Consider the following 19,853-nt stretch of genomic DNA (forward strand, 5'->3'; position numbering starts at 1 on the left):
GCGCTACTTGGCGGCCTCGACCATCTGACGCAGTTCCTGCTTGAGGTCGGCGATCTCGTCGCGCAGCCGGGCCGCCACCTCGAACTTCAGCTCCGCGGCGGCCTGGCGCATCTCGGCGCTCAGCTCAACGATGAGATCGCCGAGCTGGGAGGCGGCCATCGTCGAGGTGTCCAGATTGCGTCGACCCTCCATCCCGGCGGCATCGGCCCCCTTGCGACCGCCCGCCACTGAGGCCACCAGCGAGTCGGTGTCGGCGTCCTCCCGGGCGAGCATCTCGGTGATGTCGCCGATCTTCTTGCGCAACGGCTGCGGGTCGATGCCGTGCTCGGTGTTGTAGGCGATCTGGATCTCGCGTCGACGGTTCGTCTCGTCGATCGCCACCTGCATCGAGTCGGTGATCTCGTCGGCGTACATGTGGACCTGCCCGTTGACATTGCGGGCGGCTCGACCGATGGTCTGGATGAGGGACCTCTCCGAGCGCAGGAAGCCCTCCTTGTCGGCGTCCAGGATGGCGACCAGGGAGACCTCGGGAAGGTCCAGCCCCTCCCTCAGCAGGTTGATGCCGACCAGCACGTCGAACTCCCCCATCCGCAGCTGCTTGAGCAGTTCGATCCGTTTGACGGTGTCGATCTCCGAGTGCAGGTACCGGGTCCGGATGCCGTGCTCCATGAGGTAGTCGGTGAGGTCCTCGGCCATCTTCTTGGTGAGGGTGGTCACCAGCACCCGCTCCTGCTTCTCGACGCGGATCCGGATCTCGCCCATCAGGTCGTCGATCTGGCCCTTGGTGGACTTCACGATGATCTGCGGGTCGACCAGCCCGGTGGGGCGGATGATCTGCTCGACGACGCCGTCGGCCCGCTCGGTCTCGTAGGGGCCGGGGGTGGCCGACAGATAGACCGTCTGCCCGATCCTGCTGACGAACTCGTCGAACTTGAGCGGCCGGTTGTCCATCGCGCTGGGAAGCCGGAAGCCGTGCTCCACGAGGGTGCGCTTGCGGCTCATGTCCCCCTCGTACATCCCGCCGATCTGGGGGATGGTGACATGGGACTCGTCGACCACCAGCAGGAAGTCCTCCGGGAAGTAGTCCAGCAGGCAGTTCGGCGCCGACCCGGGCTCGCGTCCGTCGATGTGACGCGAGTAGTTCTCGATCCCCGCGCAGCTGCCCACCTGGCGCATCATCTCGATGTCGTAGTTCGTGCGCATCTTCAGCCGCTGGGCCTCGAGCAGTTTGCCGTCGCGCTCCAGCACGGCCAGCCGGTCGGCCAGCTCCTTCTCGATCCCGGTGATCGCCCGCTCCATCCGCTCGGGGCCGGCCACGTAGTGGGTGGCCGGGAAGACGTAGACCTCCTGGTCCTCGCTGACCACCTCGCCGGTGAGCGGGCGCAGGGTGGTGAGGGCCTCGATCTCGTCGCCGAAGAACTCCACCCGCAGCGCGTTCTCCTCGTACATCGGGAAGATCTCCAGGGTGTCGCCGTGGACCCGGAAGGTGCCCCGCTCCCCCGCCAGGTCGTTGCGGACGTACTGCTCGGTGACCAGCTGGCGCAGCAGCTTGTCGCGGTCCCACTCGTCACCGACCCTCAGGGTGACCATCCGGTCCACGTACTCCTGCGGGGTGCCCAGGCCGTAGATCGCCGAGACGGTCGCCACCACGATGACGTCGCGCCGGGTGAGCAGCGAGTTGGTGGCCGAGTGCCGCAGCCTCTCCACCTCCTCGTTGAGGCTGGAGTCCTTCTCGATGTAGGTGTCGCTCTGCGGGATGTAGGCCTCGGGCTGGTAGTAGTCGTAGTAGGACACGAAGTACTCGACGGCGTTGTCGGGGAAGAAGGTCCTCAGCTCCTGGGCGAACTGGGCGGCCAGCGTCTTGTTGGGCTGCATCACCAGCATCGGGCGCTGCACCCGCTCGGCCAGCCAGGCGACGGTGGCCGTCTTGCCGGTGCCGGTGGCGCCGAGCAGCACGACGTTCTGCTCCCCGGCCTTCAGCCTCTTCTCGAGCTCGTCGATGGCCTTCGGCTGGTCGCCCGAGGGCTGGAAGTCGCTGACGACATGGAAGGGTGCCACCCGGCGGGTGATCTCTGAGACGGGGCGCATGGGCCCAAGACTAGGCGGCGGGTGTGACAGTTCCGCTCAGCCGCGGTCGGTGCGACCCCTCAGGTCGAGCAACTGCTGCCAGACGCCGTCGACGATCCCGGGCAGCACGTCGAGCGGGCCCGAGGTGTCGATGACGATGTCGGCCACCGCCAGGCGCTGGCGCCGGTCGGCCTGGGCGGCCACCCGGGCCCTCGCGTGGGCCTCGGTGGTGCCGTCGCGGCGGACCGCGCGGCGCACCTGCTCGTCCGGATCGATGTCGGTGACGATGACGACGTCGAACCCCTCGGCCAGACCGGCCTCGACGAGCAGCGGCAGGTCGTGGACGACCACTCGCCCGGCGGCCGCGCCGGCCTCGATGCGGTCGGCCTCGGCCTCCACCAGAGGATGGATGATCCCCTCGAGGCGGCGTCGCCGGCCCGGGTCGGTGAAGACCAGACCGGCCAGCACGGCACGGTCCAGTGAGCCGTCGGCAGCCAGCACCTCGGGCCCGAAGGCGGCCACCACGGCGGCCAGTCCACCGCTTCCGGGATCGACCACCCGGTGGGAGAGCAGGTCGTAGTCGATGACCAGGGCGCCGTGCTCGGCGAGCAGTCGGCTGACGGTCGACTTGCCCGAGGCGATCCCACCGGTCAGTGCGATCCGGGGCCGGCGGTGCTGAGGGCTGTCCATCTGGGATCCTCGTCGAAGTGGAGTGCGGGCCCCATCCGAGACTCGGATGGGGCCCGCACCAGGTGTGCTGTCGAACAGCCGATCAGTTGCCGGTCAGCTTGTCGCGCAGGGCCTGCAGAGCCTCGTCGGAGGCCAGCGAACCCTCACCGGGGGTCGGGGAGGAGTAGGACGCGGTGGACTCGCCGGAGACGGCGGCCTCCTGCTCGGCCTGCTCGGCCGCGATGACCTGCTTCTTGTGGGCCTCCCAGCGGGACTGGGCCTCGGCGTACTGCTGCTCCCAGGCCACTCGCTGCTCGTCGTAGCCGGCCTTCCACTCGTTGGTCTCCGGATCGAAGCCCTCGGGGTAGATGTAGTTGCCGTCCTCGTCGTAGGAGGCGGTCATGCCGTACAGCGACGGGTCGAACTCGTCGGAGTCGACGTCGACGCCCTCGTTGGCCTGCTTGAGGGACAGCGAGATACGGCGGCGGTCCAGATCGATGTCGATGATCTTGACCATGACGTCCTGGCCCACCGAGACGATCTGCTCGGGCAGGTCGACGTGGCGCTCAGCCAGCTCGGAGACGTGGACAAGGCCCTCGATGCCGTCCTCGACACGCACGAAGGCGCCGAACGGGACGAGCTTGGTGACCTTGCCGGGAACGATCTGGCCGATCTGGTGCAGACGGGCGAAGGCCTGCCACGGATCCTCCTGGGTCGCCTTGAGGGACAGCGAGACGCGCTCACGGTCCATGTCGACGTCCAGCACCTCGACGGTGACCGGCTGGCCGACCTCGACGACCTCGCTCGGGTGGTCGATGTGCTTCCAGGACAGCTCGGAGACGTGGACCAGTCCGTCCACCCCGCCGAGATCGACGAAGGCACCGAAGTTGACGATCGAGGAGACGACGCCCTTGCGGATCTGCCCCTTCTGCAGCTGCTGCAGGAAGTTGTGACGGACCTCGGACTGGGTCTGCTCGAGCCAGGCGCGACGCGACAGGACCACATTGTTGCGGTTCTTGTCGAGCTCGATGATCTTGGCCTCGATCTCCTGGCCGACATAGGGCTGGAGGTCGCGGACCCGTCGCATCTCCACGAGGGAGGCCGGCAGGAAGCCGCGCAGGCCGATGTCGACGATCAGGCCGCCCTTGACAACCTCGATCACGGTGCCGTTGACGACCCCGTCCTCATCCTTGATCTTCTCGATCGTGCCCCAGGCGCGCTCGTACTGGGCGCGCTTCTTCGACAGGATCAGTCGACCCTCCTTGTCCTCCTTCTGCTGGACAAGAGCCTCGATCTCATCGCCGACGTGGACGACCTCGAAGGGGTCGACGTCGTGCTTGATGGAGAGTTCCTTGGAGGGGATGACACCTTCGGTCTTGTAACCGATGTCGAGGAGAACCTCGTCCCTGTCGACCTTGACGACGGTGCCGGTGACGATGTCACCGTCGTTGAAGTACTTGATGGTGGCGTCCACGGCGGCCATGAAGGCCTCGGGGCTGCCCAGGTCGTCAACGGTGACCGAGTCAGTTCCGGTCGCGGTGGCGGCAGTCTGCTGGTCGCCGGCGGCGACCGTGTTCGAGGTGGAGGCCTCAGTGGGGGAGGTCATGTAGTAGGGCTCCGATTGGTTGATGTGCGGTCCAAGCACCATGGCCCCCGCCACTGTCCACGTGCCGACCGGCGGCCGGGCGTGGCTCCAGCGAACGCGTCCTGCTACGTCCGAGGCCGCGCAGGCCACAATGCCCTCCCCACAGTACGCTGTGCGCCAAGCCTCCGGCAAACCCCGGGGCACTTTTCCCGACAGGAGGGTGTCGTCGGTTCCGGATGGCTCTGCGTAGAGTGCATCCGGCAGTACGACCGGCGAGGCCAGGAGGCCCGACCCCCATGAACTCCGACCCAGTGAACCCCGACCCTGTGACCGCTGATCCAGGGAACCACGATGCACCCGGCCCGTCCCGGCGGCGCACACCGGGCCTGATCATCGGAGTCGCGGTGGTCGTCGTCCTGGTCGTCCTGGCGGGAGTCCTGGTCTGGTCCCAGGCCAGCAGTGGCTCCTCATCGACCCCCTCGCCCGCCACGACCCCTTCGCTCGCGGGCGGCTCGACCGGGGCCGCCGCCCCGGCGTCCTCCCACGCCGTCCCGGCCGGCTGCAGCACCGATCCCTCACCGATCGTGCCGGTCTCGATGCAGATCGACCGGATGGGGGTCCGCACGAATGTGCTGTCCCTGGGACTGGACGCCGACAATGCCGCCGCCGCACCTCCCAAGGACGAGCCGAGCACCGCCGCCTGGTACAACAAGGGGCCGCGGCCGGGGTCGGCGCGCGGCAAGGTGGTCCTCACCATCCACACGTACCACCGGGGCGGAGCCCTGGGCAATGCCCTCCACGACCCGGGCACCGGGCTGCGCAAGGGCGACATCATCAGGCTCACGAGTGCGTCGGGAAGCACCGTCTGCTACCGCTACGACCGCAGCCTCAAGGTCGCCGTCAAGGACTACGACCCGGACTCCACCATTCTCTACGACACCGCCGGCAGGCCGATGGTGGCCATCGTCATCTGCTGGGACTACGACGCCGCCAGGGCCGACTGGGACTCCCGGGTGATCTACTACGCCAGTCAGCTCCCGGACTCCCACTGACCCCCGATCCCGGGCCCCGGATGTCGCTCCCAGTCAGACCCGAGTTCTCCGCCGATTTCCGGTTGTCCGCACTGCCGTAATTACAGCCTGGTCGGACCATGTCGCGGTTTAGGCTGACGCCATGCTTCGCAGCGAACACTCCCCCATGCCCGCAGACCTCGTCGCAGAGTTGCGACACACTCTCGGGCAGGCCGCCGTCACTCAGGACAACCTGGACCTCGCGGCCGTCTCCGTCGACGCCTCCCACTACCTGCTCACCCCGGGAGCCCTGGTACGAGCCACCTCGGTGTCCGACGTCGCCAAGTCGATGGCAGCGGCCAAGCGCCACAAGGTCTCCCTCAACTTCCGCTCCGGCGGCACCAGCCTGTCGGGTCAGGGCCTCACCCGCGGCCTCATGATCGACACCCGCCGGGCCTTCCGGGGCATCCAGGTGCTGGACAACGGCGAGCGCGTCCGCGTGCAGCCCGGAGCCACCGTCACCGCCGTCAACACGGTGCTCGGTCGGCTCAACCGCAAGCTGGGTCCCGACCCGGCCTCCTCGGTCGCCTGCACCCTCGGCGGTGTGATCGCCGACAACTCATCCGGCATGAGCTGCGGCACCGTCGCCAACACCTACCGGACCCTCGAGTCGATGGTCTTCGTCCTCACCAGCGGCACCGTCGTCGACACCGGCGACCCCGACTGCGAGGACAAGCTGGCCAGCGCCGAGCCCGAACTCGTCGAGAACCTGCTCGCGATGCGCGACCTGTGTCGCCGTGACGACCTGGCCGCGGAGATCCGCCACCAGTTCTCCATGAAGAACACGATGGGCTACGGGATCAACTCCTTCCTGGACTACGACACCCCCGCGCAGATCCTCTGCCACCTGATGATCGGGTCGGAGGGCACCCTGGGCTTCATCGCCTCCGCGGTGCTGCGGACGATGCCGATCATGCCGCAGATCTCCACCGCTCTGCTGCACTTCCCGACCCTCGACGCCGCCGCGAAGGCGCTGCCCGACCTGGTGGCCTCCGGGGTCAACGTCACCGAGCTGATGGACTCCGCCTCCCTGGAGCTGGGCCGTCAGGATCCCCGCGACGGACACGTCATCCCGGCGCGTCCGGGCGAGGCCGCCGACGCCGCCCTGCTGGTCGAGTACCACTGCCCCGACGCCCAGTCGCGTCACGAGGCCGAGGAGCGCGGCAATGCCGTGATCGCCGGCCTGGACCTGGTCAACAAGCCGGTCTTCACCGACGACCAGGCGGTCCGCGGACCGATCTGGAACATCCGCAACGGCCTCTACGCCAAGGTGGCCGGAACCCGGCCCTCCGGACAGACCGCCCTGCTGGAGGACATCGCGGTGCCGGTGGCCTCGCTGGCCGGGGTGTGCGGCAACCTGCAGGGTCTGTTCAGCGAGCACGGCTACCCGGACTCGATCATCTTCGGCCACGCCAAGGACGGCAACATCCACTTCCTGGTGCTGGAGGACTTCCGCCAGAAGCAGGGTCTGGACCGCTACGAGGAGTTCACCGAGGGCATGGTGGGACTCGTCCTGGAGGCCCACGGCACCCTCAAGGCCGAGCACGGCACCGGCCGGATCATGGCCCCCTTCGTCGAGCGCCAGTACGGCCCCGACCTCTACGGGGTGATGAAGCAGCTGAAGAACTCGCTGGATCCCGACGGCATCCTCAACTCGGGCACCATCATCACCGGTGACAAGGACATCCACCTCAAGGACATCAAGCTCACCCCGACCGTCCAGGAGGAGGTCGACCGCTGCGTCGAGTGCGGCTACTGCGAGCCGGTCTGCCCCAGCCGCGACCTCACCCTGACCCCCCGCCAGCGGATCGTCATCCAGCGCGCCATCGCCCAGGCCAAGGCCGACGGCAACACGGAGCTGGAGGCCGAGCTGCGCGCCAGCGAGGAGTACAAGGTCATCCAGACCTGTGCGGTCGACGGCATGTGCCAGACCACCTGCCCGCTGCACATCAACACCGGCGACCTGGTCCGCCGGCTGCGCGGCGAGGAGAACCCGGCTGCCTGGCAGCTCGGCTGGTCGGCGGTCGGCAAGGCCTGGAACCCCTTCGTGACGGTCGCCAGTGCGGCGATGTCGGTGACCCACCCGATTCCCGCCAAGGCGACCAATGTGGTGACCAAGGCGGCCCGGGCGGTGCTCGGCTCCGACCGGATCCCGATGGTCTCCGACGAGCTGCCGGTCGGCGGCAAGCGCCGGGTTCCCGGCCACCGCAGCGGAATGGCCGGTCGCCCCGAGGTCGTCTACATGCCGGCCTGCGTCAACACCATGTTCGGCTCTGCGGTCCCCCAGGAGGAGACCATGCAGTTCGCCGTCCTCAGCCTGCTCACCGCGGCCGGAGTCGGCGTCACGGTGCCCAAGGGGATCAACTCGATCTGCTGCGGCACGCCGTGGAAGTCCAAGGGGATGACCAAGGGCTACGCCTCGATGCGCGCCCGGGTGGTCGACGTGATGCGCCGGGCCACCCATGACGGCGAGCTCGTGGTGCTCTCCGACGCGGTGAGCTGCTCGGAGGGATTCGTCCACGAACTCGAGTACGAGGGCGTCACCAACATCAAGGTGGTCGACGCCGTCCAGTACATCGCCGATGAGCTGCTGCCCTCCCTGCCGCCGCTGCCGAAGGTGGCCTCGGCCGCCCTCCACCCGACCTGCTCGTCGACCCGGATGGGCTGGAACGACTCCATCCGCAAGTGCGCCGAGGCGATCGCCGATGAGGTCTACGTCGCCAACAACTGGGGATGCTGTGGCTTCGCCGGTGACCGTGGGATGCTCCACCCCGAGCTGACCGCATCGGCCACCGCGCGGGAGGCCGCCGAGCTGGAGCGTCGTCACTTCGACTACTACCTGTCGGCCAACCGCACCTGTGAGCTCGGCATGGAGCGGGCCACCGGCAAGCCGTGGCGCCACGTGCTCAATGTGCTCGCCGAGCGGATGGTCGAGTTCGCCCCGGCATGATCGACAGGGTGCTGATCAGCACGGTCTGATGGCACCGGTCCAGACGCCGATGGCGGCAGCGAGATCTCGCTGCCGCCATCGGCGTCTGTGTGTGCCTGCTGCCGTTCCGGGGTTCAGGTTCACACCGTTCCCGGGGTTCACACCGTTCCCGGGGAGCGAGCCTCCCGGGGAGCGATCCTCCTCGGGGACGAGCCTCCCGGATCCCACTGCAGGGACGGGTTCAGCTGCTGTGGGTGAGGGCGAGGATGCCACCCAGACCGACCATCAGCACCCCGCCGCCGGCGGCCAGGTCCTGCTGTCTTCTGGGGGAACGGGCGAACCAGGCCCGGGCGGTGCCCGAGGCCAGCGCCCACAGGCAGTCGGCCGTCATCGCCAGAATCCAGAAGATCACCGCGAAGATCGCCATCTGCAGGGGCACCGGTCCGGCACCGCGCACCACGAACTGCGGGAACAGGGCGGTGCAGATGGCCAGCGTCTTCGGGTTGGTGACCCCTACCACGAAGGACTTGCCGAACAGCGCCCGCATCTCCCCCGGCGCTCCGACGTCGCCGTCACCACCGGCCCTGCGGTGCCGGATGGTCTGGACACCGAGGTAGATGAGATACCCGGCCCCGACGAACTTGATGACCCAGTAGGCGGTCTCAGAGGCCGCCATCAGCGGGCCGACGCCGAAGGCCACAGCCAGGGCCAGCACCAGCAGTCCGAGGTCGGTGCCCAGCACGGTGAGCAGCCCGGCCCGGCGGCCGTGGGCGATGGAGCGTCCGACGATGAACAGCACGCTCGGGCCCGGGATCCAGGACAGCAGGGCAGCAGCGGCGATGTAGGCCAGAAGAGAACCAGCGGGAATCATGTCCCGACAGTAGAAGCGCTGTGTTTCAGTTCGGCGCTGCTGGTCAGTGCGCGGCGGAGAACCAGGACCGTCCGGTTCCGATCGAGACCGTCAGCGGCACCGACAGGTCCATCGCATGGCCCATCGCGTCGATCACCACCTCGCGGACCGCCTCCTCCTCGTCGACCGCCACCTCGAGGATCAACTCGTCGTGGACCTGCAGCAGGACCCGGGAGGACAGTCCCCGATCGGCCAGCTCCTTGTCGGTGGCCAGCATCGCCAGTTTGATGAGGTCGGCCGCCGATCCCTGGATTGGCGCGTTGAGGGCGGCCCGCTCGGCCATCTCCCGGCGCTGACGGTTGGTTGAGGTGAGGTCCGGAAGGTACCTGCGCCGTCCCAGCAGGGTCGAGGTGAACCCGTCCTTGCGGGCCTGGTCGACAACCGCGGTGAGGTACTCGTGGACCTTGCCGAACCGGTCGAAGTAGTCGTCCATCAGGGACCGCGCCTCGGGCACCGACAGATGGAGCTGCTGGGACAGTCCGTAGGCGCTCAGCCCGTAGGCCAGGCCGTAGTTCATCGCCTTGATCCTGGACCTCTGGGCCACGCTCACCGCCGCCGGATCGACCCCGAAGACATGGGAGGCGGTGACGGTGTGAACGTCGAGTCCGGATCGGAAGGCATCGATGAGGGAGGCGTCACCGGAGACGTGGGCCATGATCCGCATCTCGATCTGGGAGTAGTCGGCGCTCATCAGGGTCTGGAATCCCTCGCCGACCACGAACCCCTCGCGGATCCGGCGGCCCTCGTCGGTGCGCATCGGGATGTTCTGAAGGTTCGGATCGGTGCTCGACAGCCGTCCGGTGGCCGCCACCGTCTGCTGGTAGGTGGTGTGGATCCGGCCGTCGTCGGAGACGCTCTTGAGCAGCCCGTCGACGGTCTGGCGCAGCCGGATGGCGTCGCGGTGCTCCAGGAGGTGCTCCAGGAAGGGGTGCTGGGTCTTCTCGAAGAGGCCGGCCAGGGCGTCGGCGTCGGTGGTGTACCCGGACTTGGTGCGCCTGGTCCTCGGCATCTTCAGCTCGTCGAAGAGGACGCTCTGCAGCTGCTTGGGGGAGCCGAGGTTCACCTCGTGGCCGATCACCTCCCAGGCGGCCTGCTGGGCGTCCAGCACCCGGGTGTCGAAGTCGGAGCGCAGGGTCTCCAGGACCTGGGTGTCGACGGCGATTCCGGCCCGCTCCATCCTCACCAGGGCGGTCTGGACGGGCATCTCGAGGTCGTGGAGGAGGCTGGTCTCCCCGCGCCGGTTGAGGTCGGCCTCCATCTCGCGGGCCAGCCGGACGACCGCCACCGCCCGGGTCATCGCCGACTGGGCGCGGGCCGCGTCGTCCTCGCCGAAGTCGAGCATCGACTGGTCGGAGTCGTCCTGGTCGGCGCTCAGCTCAGCGCCCAGATGGTGACTCACCAGCTCGTCGAGAGGGTAGGAGCGCCGGTCGGGACGCAGCAGGTAGGCGGCCAGCTCGGTGTCGCAGGAGACCCCCGACACCTCCCAGCCACGAGCCGCCAGGGCCTCGATCGGCCCCTTGCCCGAGTGGATCGCCTTGTCGGCGGCGGGGTCGGCGAGCCAGCCGGCCAGGGCCTTGTCGTCGGCGGGAGCGATCTGGGCGGGATCCAGCCAGATCGCGGTGCCGTCCTCGCATCCCAGGGCCAGTCCGGTGGCGTCCCCGGTGCCCCGGCTCCATGTTCCGCTCACCTCGAGGCCGATCCGCCGGCCGGTGCGGCTCCGCAGCCATCCGGCGAGGTCGCCCTCGGTGAGGACCTGGCCGTCGACCTGGACGGTGGCGGCTCCGGCCGGCTCCTCCTCGGGGCCCTCCAGGGCCTGGACGCGGTCCCACAGGTTGCGGAACTCCAGCACCTCGAAGAGGGTTCGGGTGGCCTCGGCGTCCCACGGCCGCTGCGCCAGGTCGTCGAGGTCGACGCCGAGGTCGAGATCGCGCACCAGGGCGTTGAGTCTGCGGTTGCGCCGGACGTCGTCGAGATGATCCCGGAAGGACTGCCCGGCCTTGCCCTTGACGGAGTCGGCCTGACGCACCAGGTTTTCCAGGCCGTCGTAGCCGGCCAGCCACTTCGCGGCGGTCTTGGGACCGACCCCTGGGACGCCGGGGAGATTGTCGGCGCTCTCCCCGACCAGGGCCGCCAGCTCGGGGTAGCGGTCGGGCCTCACCAGGTACTTCTTCTCGACCGCGGCCGGGTCGAGTCTCAACAGGTCGGAGACCCCCTTTCGGGGGTAGAGCAGGGTGACGGAGTCGTCGACCAGCTGGATGGCGTCCCGGTCTCCCGAGACGACGAGGGTCCGCATCCCGGCCCGGGTGGCCCGGGTCGACATGGTGGCCAGGATGTCATCGGCCTCGTAGTCGGGCTTCTCCAGGTGGACGATGTTGAGGGCGTCCAGAACCTCCTTGATGAGGTCGATCTGGCCGGGGAACTCCGCCGGGGTCGGAGCGCGCCCACCCTTGTACTCGCCGTACTGCTCGGTGCGGAAGGTGCCGCCCGCCAGGTCGAAGGCGACGGCCACGTGGCTCGGCTGCTCCTCGCGCAACAGGTTGATGAGCATCGAGACGAACCCATAGACGGCATTGGTGTGCTGGCCGGTACTGGTGGCGAAGTTGTCCACCGGCAGGGCGAAGAACGCCCGGAAGGCCATCGAGTGGCCGTCGAGGATCAGCAGTGTCGGACGGGAGGTCTCGCTCATGGCCCCGACTCTAGCGGGAGGCTGGGACAGCTCTGCGCGGCTAGCGGCGCCGGATGAGGTAGGTGTCGAAGATCCAGCCCTTGCGATCGACGGCGGCGGCGCGCACCTCGAGGATCTCCTGGCGGACGGTGGCCAGGTCGCCGTGCACCAGGATCTGGTCGGGGCTCCCCAGGTAGGCGCCCCAGTAGATGTCCAGACCCTCCGGGTCGATCGAGGCGAAGGTCTGGTGGCCGTCCAGCATCGCCACGACGTCGTCGGTGCCCTCCGGCATCCCCTCGGCCAGCAGCCGGGCAGGTTCGATGACCACCGCCCGGCCCTGTCGGTTGAGTGGGATCTGGTGGGCGGCGGCCAGCGCCATCACGCTGCTGATCCCCGGGATCACCTGCACCGATATCTCGGTCTCGGCGGCGGCCACCAGCTGCTTGACGATGGCCAGGGTGCTCTCGTACAGCGAGGGGTCTCCCCAGACCAGGAACCCACCGGTCTGGCCCTCCCCCAGCTCGGCGGCCACCGCCTGTCCCCACTGGGCCAGCCGCTGGGTGCGCCAGGTGCGCACCGCCGCCGGGTAGTCGGGGGTGCTGCGCCAGGGGCGGGGCGGGTCGTGGAGCTCGACGGTGCGCAGAGGCCGGTCACGGTGCTCGGCGACGATCCGGCGGCGCACCTCGACGAACTCGTCCAGATCCTTCTCCTTGACGACCACGAAGAGCACGTCGAGCCGTTGGATGGCCTTGACGGCGGCCTGGGTCACCCAGTCCGTGTTTCCCGCCCCGATGCCGATGAGTACCAGTTCGCGCGCCATCGGCACGTCCTCCCGTCCGCCATGCCGGGAGGGTCCTCCCGCCGGCCCGATGCTACCGGGCCCGCTCCGGTCCGCGACCCGACCACCCGGGGTGCGACCGACGGCCGGGAGTGCCAGTGTTGGATCCATGACATATGCGATCCCCGGAGAAGAGCTTCCCGAATGGCTGTCCGAACTCGTCAGCCCGTTGGACGACAAGCTGGGGGTCAAGGTTCACGAGATCTCGCCCGACCGCTGCGTGGTGAGCGCTCCGCTGCACGGCAACACCCAGCCCACCGGGCTGTGGCACGGAGGCGCCTCGGGAGTGCTGGTGGAGACGGCCGGCTCACTGGCCGCGATGGCTCACGGCCGTCAGGGCGGACGGTGGGCGGTCGGCACCGAGTTGAGCGTCTCCCACCTGCGCGCGCCTCACGGGGAGACGATGACGGCGACCGCGGTCGCCGTCCATCTGGGCCGCCACACCACCACCCATGAGGTCCAGATCCTCGACGACGAGGGTCGCCTCTGTGCGGTCGGCAGGGTGACCTGCCAGATCGTCACCAGGAACCGGTCCGCCGCCTGACCCGGGGCCGCAGCGGCGTCATCCCGCAGCCCACCCCCGGGATCGTCGACCACGCCGGATCAGCGACGCGGCCGGGTATCAACGACGCAGCCGGGTATCAACGACGGCGCGGCCCGGTGTCGCCACCGGGCCGCGCCGTCGCATCAGATGAGCAGGATCAGTCCTGGGCCTGCGGACGGTCCCGACCGTCGTCGTGGGCGATGACCCCCTGGGCGACCTCGCGCATCGGCTTGCGCAGGTCCATGGCGGTCTTCTGGATCCATCGGAAGGCCTCCGGCTCCGAGAGCCCGAGGCTGCTCTGCAGAATCCCCTTGGCGTGGTCGACGACCTTGCGGGACTCGAGCCGCTCCTCCAGGTCGCTGACCTCGTCCTCCACGGCGCGGATCTCGGCGAACCGGGCCAGCGCGATCTCGATGGCGGGGACCACGTCGGAGGCATCGAAGGGCTTGACGACGTAGGCCATCGCACCGGCCTCCTTGGCCCGCTCGATGAGATCGCGCTGGCTGAAGGCGGTGAGCATCACGACCGCGCAGATCCTGTCCTCGGCGATCTTGTCGGCCGCGGTGATGCCGTCCATCTTCGGCATCTTGACATCCATCACGACCAGGTCGGGCTCGAGCTCGGTGGCCAGGGCGACGGCCTCCTCGCCGTCACCCGCCTGACCGACGACCTCGTAGCCCTGCTCCTCGAGCAGCTCGGTGAGGTCCAGGCGAATGAGCGCCTCATCCTCGGCCACCACCACGCGCGGGCGTTTGGTCGCGGCGGAGGAGGCATCATTCGAGGAAGCCTCGTGATCGGAACTCACATTGTTAACCACAGTGGTGCTTCCTTGCATCTCGGACGCTGGCACATTTCTTCGACATCATACAGCCCGCGCCCTGATCGGCACACCATTGCACGGGTACCCCCGTCATCCTGACCCGGGAGCCCCGGCCACTGCCCGGTCGGCGTATCCGTGTTGGGGTCACCACGCCATGGTGTGACAGAATGGCCGGTGCGGCCCGAGTGGCGGAATGGTAGACGCGGCGCACTCAAAATGCGCTGTCTGAAAGGGCGTAGGGGTTCGACTCCCCTCTCGGGCACCGCACTTCCCGGGACAACTGTTCAACGCGACAACCGGTCGAGCGCACAACAGTTCTGCGGGAACGACAAGAGGCGGGCACCACGAAGGTGCCCGCCTCTTGATCCCAGGAATTCATCGATTCCCGGGATCAGTCATTCACTTCTTGATCCTCAGGACCCGGATGTCATTGGTCTTGCCGGGAATGTCCATCGGGGAGCCGGAGACGACCACGATGCGGTCGCCGACCTCGGCGAGCTGGTGCTCGCGGATGTAGTCGTTCACCCAGACGTACAGGTCCTCGGAGTTCTTGAACACCGGGGTCACGATCGCATTGGCGCCCCAGGTCCAGGCCAGCGTCTTGGTGGTCACCTCGTCAGGGGTGAAGACCAGCAGCGGGGTGGACGGACGCAGCCGGGAGATCCGCTTGGCGGTGTCGCCGGACTTGGTGAAGGCGACGATGAACTTGGCCTCGGCGCGCTCGGCGATCTCGGCAGCAGCCTTCGAGATGATGCCGCCGGTGGTGTGCGGGGCCCAGTCGATCGGGGCGATCTTGCCGAGGCCGTGGGCCTCGGTGGACTCCACGATGCGGGCCATGGTGCGCACGGTCTCACCGGGGTAGTCGCCCACGGAGGTCTCGGCGGAGGTCATCACGCCGTCGGCGCCGTCCAGAATGGCGTTGGCGACGTCAGCGGCCTCTGCACGGGTCGGACGCGGGGCGTGAATCATCGACTCCAGCATCTGGGTGGCGACGATGACCGGCTTGGCCTGCAGACGGGCCTTCTCAATAATGGTCTTCTGGATGAGGGGGACCTCCTCCAGCGGGCACTCCACGGCCATGTCACCACGGGCGACCATGACGGCGTCGAAGTTGTCGATGATGGAGTCGAGGTTCTCGATGGCCTGCGGCTTCTCCAGCTTGGCGATGACGGGGACCCGACGGCCCTCCTCGTCCATGATCTGGTGGACCCGGTCGATGTCATTGCCGTGCCGCACGAAGGACAGCGCGATGAGGTCGATGCCGACGCCCAGGCACCAGCGCAGGTTCTCCTCGTCCTTCTCGGTCATCGCAGGCAGCGAGACCGGGACGCCGGGCAGGTTGATGCCCTTGTGGTCGGAGACCGGGCCGGGGACGATACACACGCAGTTGACGTCGGTGTCGGTGACCGACTCGACCTTCAGGGAGATGTTGCCGTCATCGATGAGGATGATGTCGCCCGGGTGGCAGTCACCGGGAAGGCCCTTGAAGGTGGTGGAGACGCGCTCCTGGTTGCCGATGATGTCATCGGTGGTGATGGTGAACTTGTCACCCAGTCCAAGAATGATCTTGCCGTTGGATGCGCCCTCGGGCTTCTCGAAGACCCCGGTACGGATCTTCGGGCCCTGGAGGTCGCCCAGCGCGGCGACGTTGAGGCCCAGCTCAGCGCTCACCGAACGCACCAGGTCGAGGCGACGCTGGTGCTCTCCGTAGTCTCCGTGGCTCATGTTCAGGCGGGCGACATTCATGCCGGCCTCCATGAGCTCCTTCATTCCGTCGTGGCTCTCAACAGCGGGTCCGAGGGTATTTACAATTTTCGCTCTACGCACGCCACAGACTGTACCGTGGCCCCGCCACCGCCACGACCTGCGGAGGTCATTTACACAGTGTGTGCATCCTCACAGAGCCAGTCGTGCACCATCGTCCGATATTCGCAAACATTCGTGCACCGCTCCTGGGAGCCTTTCTCTGTCCTCGTCAGGGGCCGGTTCAATCCTGATCGGTGACTGGTTCAGGGGTGCGCGATGAACTCGTTTCCGGCCCTCACCACCGCCAGGGCGTGGTCCAGATCCTCGGGAAGCGGGCTGGTGAAGGTGACCCAGTGACCCGAGCCGGGATGAGTGAAGGACAGTTCGGCAGCGTGCAGCCACTGCCTCTGCAGGCCCAGCTCGGCGGCCAGCACCGGGTCGCAGCCGTAGAGCGGGTCCCCGCAGCAGGGGTGGTGGACGGCGGCCATGTGGACCCGGATCTGGTGGGTTCTGCCGGTGTCCAGGTGCACCTTGAGCAGGCTGGTCCCCCGGAACGCCTCGAGGGTCTCGTAGTGGGTCACCGAGTGCCTGCCGCCGTCCACCACCGCCATCTTCCAGTCGTGGCCGGGGTGGCGTCCGATCGGGGCATCGATGGTACCGGCCAGCGGATCGGGGTGGCCCTGGACCAGGGCGAGGTAGATCTTGTCGACCGTGCGGTCGCGGAATGCGCGCTTGAGCAGGGTGTAGGCGTGCTCGCTCTTGGCAACCACCATCAGACCGGAAGTGCCGACGTCCAGCCTCTGGACGATCCCTTGACGCTCGGCGGCGCCGCTGGTGGAGATCGCGAACCCGGCGGCGGCCAGGTGCTCGACGACACTGGGCCCGTCCCAGCCCTGGGAGGGGTGGGCGGCCACCCCGGCCGGCTTGTCGACGACGATGATGTCGGAGTCGTCGTGGACGATCCGCATCCCCTCGACCAGTTTCGGGGTGAGGGGGGCGATCGGGCTGGGATCGGCCAGGTCGACCTCCAGCATCTGACCGGTGACCACCCGGGTGGCAGCCCGTTGCACGGGTCGGCCGTCCAGCATCACCTTGCCCATTTCGATGAGATCGGCGACACGGGACCGCGAGACGCCGGTCATCCGCGCCGCCGCCGCGTCGACCCGGGAACCGTCCAGTCCGTCGGGGACCAGCAGCACACTCACCGTTCGCCCCGTCCGCCGAAGGCCATCGCCGCGACCACCAGGACCGCGGTGGCGGTGATGAACATGTCTGCGACATTGAAGACCGCGAAGTGCGGCAGGGCGAACAGATCGACCACATGGCCGCGGAGCACACCCGGGGCCCGGAAGAGCCGATCGGTGAGATTGCCCGCGATACCGGCCATCACCATCCCGCAGGCGACCAGGGTCCAGCGGTGCCGGCACCGTGGGGCGGCGTACCCGATCACCACGCCCAGGGCGATGGTGGCGAAGACGCTGATCACCACGGTCGCCGAGGACCCCATCGAGAAGGCCGCACCGGGATTGCGCAGCAACTGGAGCCTCAACAGCCCGCCGAACAGGACCGGCGGGTCGGCAGGATCCAGATGGGCCACCGCCAGGCCCTTGACGATCTGGTCGAGGGCCAGCCCGCAGATCGCGATGAGCACCATCACGATCCTCCAGCGCCGCAGCAGCGCACCGCTGAGCTGCTCGGCAGGGCTGCTCGCCCGGTCCTCGGCAGAACTCGTCGCCCGGTCCTCGGCAGAGCTCGTCGTGGGATCCTCGGCAGGGCTGGTCGTCGAGCTCACCGGCGCTCTTCGCGCTGCTTGCACCGCACGCACATGGTGGCCCTGGGGAATGCCTGGAGCCTGGCCTTGCCGATCGGTCGGCCACAGCTCTCACAGGTGCCGTAGGTGCCCTCGTCCAGCATCTTGAGGGCCAGTCGGGACTGGTCGTAGACCAGCTGGGCGTTGTGGGCCAGAGTCATCTCCTGGTCGCGCTCGAACTGGGAGGAGCCGACATCGACGGGGTCCTTGCCGGCACCGTCGGAGCCCTCGGTCATCAGGTCGGCGAGACTGTCCTGGGCAGCGGCCAGATTGCGCCCCGTCCGCTCGACATCGGCCTGAAGGGACCCGATCACCTCGGCCACCTCCTGCGCGGTCCACGGCTCGTCGCCGTCCCGAACCGGCAGCGAGGCCGCGATACGTCCATCCCGGACGGCACCATCTTGCTGCGCCATGATCACGTCTCTCCATCCTGACTGGGACGGGGCTGCCCGTCCATGCTGCGACCCGCGAGGCGCGGAACTGTGCGCAGACAATACACCTCGTACGAACAGACGCATCGGCCCCATCCCGGAGGATGGGGCCGATGCGTCTGACGGTCGGTGACGCCTGCAGATCAGTTCTGCTGGCTGCGACCGGTGATGAGGGCATCCAGCCTCGGGGTGGCCGAGGTGCCGGGGGCGACCCGGTTCTCCGACCTCACCAGGTCAGCGGTCTCGGTGGGCTCGAAGACGCCCTTCTCGATGCTCTCCGCCTGGCCGCGCAGCTGGTTCACCAGGTTCTGGAGGTAGCCGGACTCGAAGGTGCGCAGCTGGTCGACCTTGCCGGCCAGCTCGTCGCGCTCCTTCTCCAGCTTGGTGAACAGATCATTGCGGCGCGCCTTGGCGTCCGTGGTGACCTGCTCGGCGTTCTGCTTGGCCTCGGAGACCATCCGATCGGCGTTGACCCGGGCAGCCGACTCGATCCGCTCGGCACGGGTCTGGGCGTCGACGATGTGCTCGTGAGCCTTCTTCTCGGCGTCGGAGGTCTTGCGGTGGGCCTCCTCCTGAGCCTCGTGGACGACCCGCTCGGCATCGGCGATGGCCAGCTCGACCATCCGGACGACGGCCGGGGAGGCCTGGGCGCTGGTGGTGACGACGATGTGCTCGGGGCGGACCTGGCCCTCGGTGCTGCCGGACGGCTGGGCAAGAGGTGCCGGGGCGGGAGCCGCGGCGGCCTGCTGGGCCGCCTGGAGCTTGTTCTGGAGGTCCTGGTTCTCACTGCGCAGGCGGGCCAGCTCGGCATTGGCGGCAGCCTCGCCGCCGGACTGCTGAGCAGCTCGCTGGAGCTCCTCGAGCTGAGCCTTGAGACCGGCGTTGGCCTGCTCGGCACCCTGGAGCTTCTGCTCGGCATCCTGCAGCTTCTGCTGGGTCTCGGCCAGGGAGCGCTTGGCGCTCTCGAGCTCGGCATTGCCGGCGTTCTGCTTCTGGGTCCGCAGCTCCTCAAGCTGTGCCTTGAGGTGCTCGTTCTCCTCGCCGAGGCGGGGATCGGGCTGGGCGGTGGCACCGTCGGCGGTCTTGAGGGCGTCCATCTGGGCCTTCAGCCGATCGTTCTCGTCGATGATCGCCGCGAAGGTGGCGTCGACCTTGTCCACGAAGTCGTCGACCTCACCAGCGCGGTACCCTTCGCCTGGGCGTCGCGCCATCGGAAAACGAATTCTGCGCACCTCGTCGAGGGTCAGCGTCATTGTGCACTCCAACAGTTCGGATACAGTCTGAGCCAGTGACGGAGCCACCATGAAGTCGGCGGACATCGCCACGAGACTGGGTCTACGGTACTCCCCGGCACCGGGCCGCGTCATCAGGAGTCTCACCCGCGACTCGAACCCTCCACCTCGGGTCGGGGTTCCGGCACCACTCCGGTCCTGATTCTGCTCCTGGGAATGGCTCAGAAGAAGACCAGCACAGTGACCCGCTGCAGGGCGATGAGGACCACGAAGAGCAGCATGAATCCGAGGCTGAGGGCGACGCCGCCGAGCCGGACCGGAGGAAGAATCCGGTCGAAGAACCGCACCGGCGGATCGGTGACGGTGTAGACCAGCTCGAAGATCACCGCCAGCACCCCGTGCGGCTGGAAGCCACGGGCCAACAGCGGGACCCAAGAGATGATCATCCGCACCACCAGCAGGACCATGTAGAACTGAATCGCATAGAGAACGATGATGCCGGCCAGCGCCACGGGGAGTACTCCTCAGTTGTCGGGG

16 protein-coding genes and 1 tRNA gene are annotated in these 19,853 nt (G+C 68.1%); 4 read left to right on the top strand and 13 right to left on the bottom strand.

From position 1 onward, the window contains the following. Positions 1–3 precede the first annotated feature (3 nt). From uvrB to rpsA, 3 genes are all read right to left on the bottom strand, one after another. Positions 4–2,088 (bottom strand): excinuclease ABC subunit UvrB, encoded by a 2,085-nt coding sequence (gene uvrB, locus H590_RS0107625; RefSeq protein ID WP_028703090.1) that lies wholly within the window; start codon positions 2,086–2,088, stop codon positions 4–6. A gap of 36 nt (positions 2,089–2,124) precedes the next feature. Then, positions 2,125–2,757 carry a dephospho-CoA kinase gene (coaE, locus tag H590_RS0107630; protein WP_084149358.1) on the bottom strand — a complete coding sequence of 211 codons (633 nt, stop codon included), beginning with the start codon at positions 2,755–2,757 and terminating at the stop codon, positions 2,125–2,127. Between the two features lie 82 nt (positions 2,758–2,839). Continuing rightward, positions 2,840–4,342, bottom strand: a complete 1,503-nt coding sequence (gene rpsA / locus H590_RS0107635; protein WP_028703092.1) for a 30S ribosomal protein S1 — start codon at positions 4,340–4,342, stop codon at positions 2,840–2,842. Between the two features lie 275 nt (positions 4,343–4,617). Between rpsA and H590_RS0107640 the strand changes: the two genes are divergently transcribed. Then, positions 4,618–5,373, top strand: coding sequence for a class F sortase (locus H590_RS0107640; protein WP_084149359.1), 756 nt, complete (start codon positions 4,618–4,620; stop codon positions 5,371–5,373). Positions 5,374–5,494: 121 nt separating this feature from the next. Then, entirely contained in the window at positions 5,495–8,341 is a 2,847-nt protein-coding gene (locus tag H590_RS0107645; protein WP_028703094.1) for an FAD-binding and (Fe-S)-binding domain-containing protein, read from the top strand. A gap of 220 nt (positions 8,342–8,561) precedes the next feature. Here the strand turns inward: H590_RS0107645 and H590_RS0107650 are convergent, their stop codons facing one another. Genes H590_RS0107650 through cobF form a run of 3 tightly spaced genes read right to left on the bottom strand, consistent with a single transcriptional unit; the run spans position 8,562 to position 12,715 of the window. Beyond that, positions 8,562–9,191 (bottom strand): LysE family translocator, encoded by a 630-nt coding sequence (locus tag H590_RS0107650; protein WP_028703095.1) that lies wholly within the window; start codon positions 9,189–9,191, stop codon positions 8,562–8,564. A 43-nt stretch (positions 9,192–9,234) separates the two neighbouring features. Beyond that, positions 9,235–11,916: a DNA polymerase I gene (gene polA / locus H590_RS0107655; protein WP_028703096.1), complete on the bottom strand. Its 2,682-nt coding sequence runs from the start codon at positions 11,914–11,916 to the stop codon at positions 9,235–9,237. A gap of 40 nt (positions 11,917–11,956) precedes the next feature. Next, a complete protein-coding gene (gene cobF / locus H590_RS0107660; protein ID WP_028703097.1) occupies positions 11,957–12,715 on the bottom strand; it encodes a precorrin-6A synthase (deacetylating) in 759 nt (252 codons plus the stop codon). A 127-nt stretch (positions 12,716–12,842) separates the two neighbouring features. Here cobF and H590_RS0107665 point away from each other — a divergent pair, with 127 nt between their 5' ends. Continuing rightward, positions 12,843–13,277, top strand: coding sequence for a PaaI family thioesterase (locus H590_RS0107665; protein ID WP_028703098.1), 435 nt, complete (start codon positions 12,843–12,845; stop codon positions 13,275–13,277). 157 nt (positions 13,278–13,434) lie between these two features. Here the strand turns inward: H590_RS0107665 and H590_RS0107670 are convergent, their stop codons facing one another. After that, positions 13,435–14,112, bottom strand: coding sequence for an ANTAR domain-containing response regulator (locus H590_RS0107670; protein ID WP_028703099.1), 678 nt, complete (start codon positions 14,110–14,112; stop codon positions 13,435–13,437). Between the two features lie 164 nt (positions 14,113–14,276). Here H590_RS0107670 and H590_RS0107675 point away from each other — a divergent pair. Beyond that, positions 14,277–14,359 (top strand) — tRNA-Leu (locus H590_RS0107675). 137 nt (positions 14,360–14,496) lie between these two features. Here the strand turns inward: H590_RS0107675 and pyk are convergent. The 6 genes from pyk to H590_RS0107705 form a co-directional block, all read right to left on the bottom strand. Then, entirely contained in the window at positions 14,497–15,924 is a 1,428-nt protein-coding gene (gene pyk / locus H590_RS0107680; protein WP_028703100.1) for a pyruvate kinase, read from the bottom strand. A gap of 182 nt (positions 15,925–16,106) precedes the next feature. Then, on the bottom strand, positions 16,107–17,048 hold the full coding sequence (locus H590_RS0107685; protein WP_028703101.1) for an RluA family pseudouridine synthase: 942 nt from the start codon (positions 17,046–17,048) through the stop codon (positions 16,107–16,109). Then, on the bottom strand, positions 17,045–17,497 hold the full coding sequence (locus H590_RS15550; protein ID WP_051238306.1) for a signal peptidase II: 453 nt from the start codon (positions 17,495–17,497) through the stop codon (positions 17,045–17,047). Before H590_RS15550 ends, H590_RS0107685 begins: the two co-directional genes overlap by 4 nt. A gap of 134 nt (positions 17,498–17,631) precedes the next feature. Further along, complete coding sequence (locus H590_RS0107695) at positions 17,632–18,066, bottom strand: TraR/DksA family transcriptional regulator (RefSeq protein WP_051238307.1); 435 nt, start codon at positions 18,064–18,066, stop codon at positions 17,632–17,634. 161 nt (positions 18,067–18,227) lie between these two features. Beyond that, positions 18,228–19,337: a DivIVA domain-containing protein gene (locus H590_RS0107700; protein ID WP_028703103.1), complete on the bottom strand. Its 1,110-nt coding sequence runs from the start codon at positions 19,335–19,337 to the stop codon at positions 18,228–18,230. Positions 19,338–19,537: 200 nt separating this feature from the next. Beyond that, a complete protein-coding gene (locus H590_RS0107705) occupies positions 19,538–19,828 on the bottom strand; it encodes a YggT family protein (protein ID WP_028703104.1) in 291 nt (96 codons plus the stop codon). Positions 19,829–19,853: the final 25 nt, after the last annotated feature.

This window comes from Acidipropionibacterium jensenii DSM 20535 (assembly GCF_000425285.1).
GTDB classification, from domain to species: Bacteria; Actinomycetota; Actinomycetes; order Propionibacteriales; family Propionibacteriaceae; genus Acidipropionibacterium; species Acidipropionibacterium jensenii.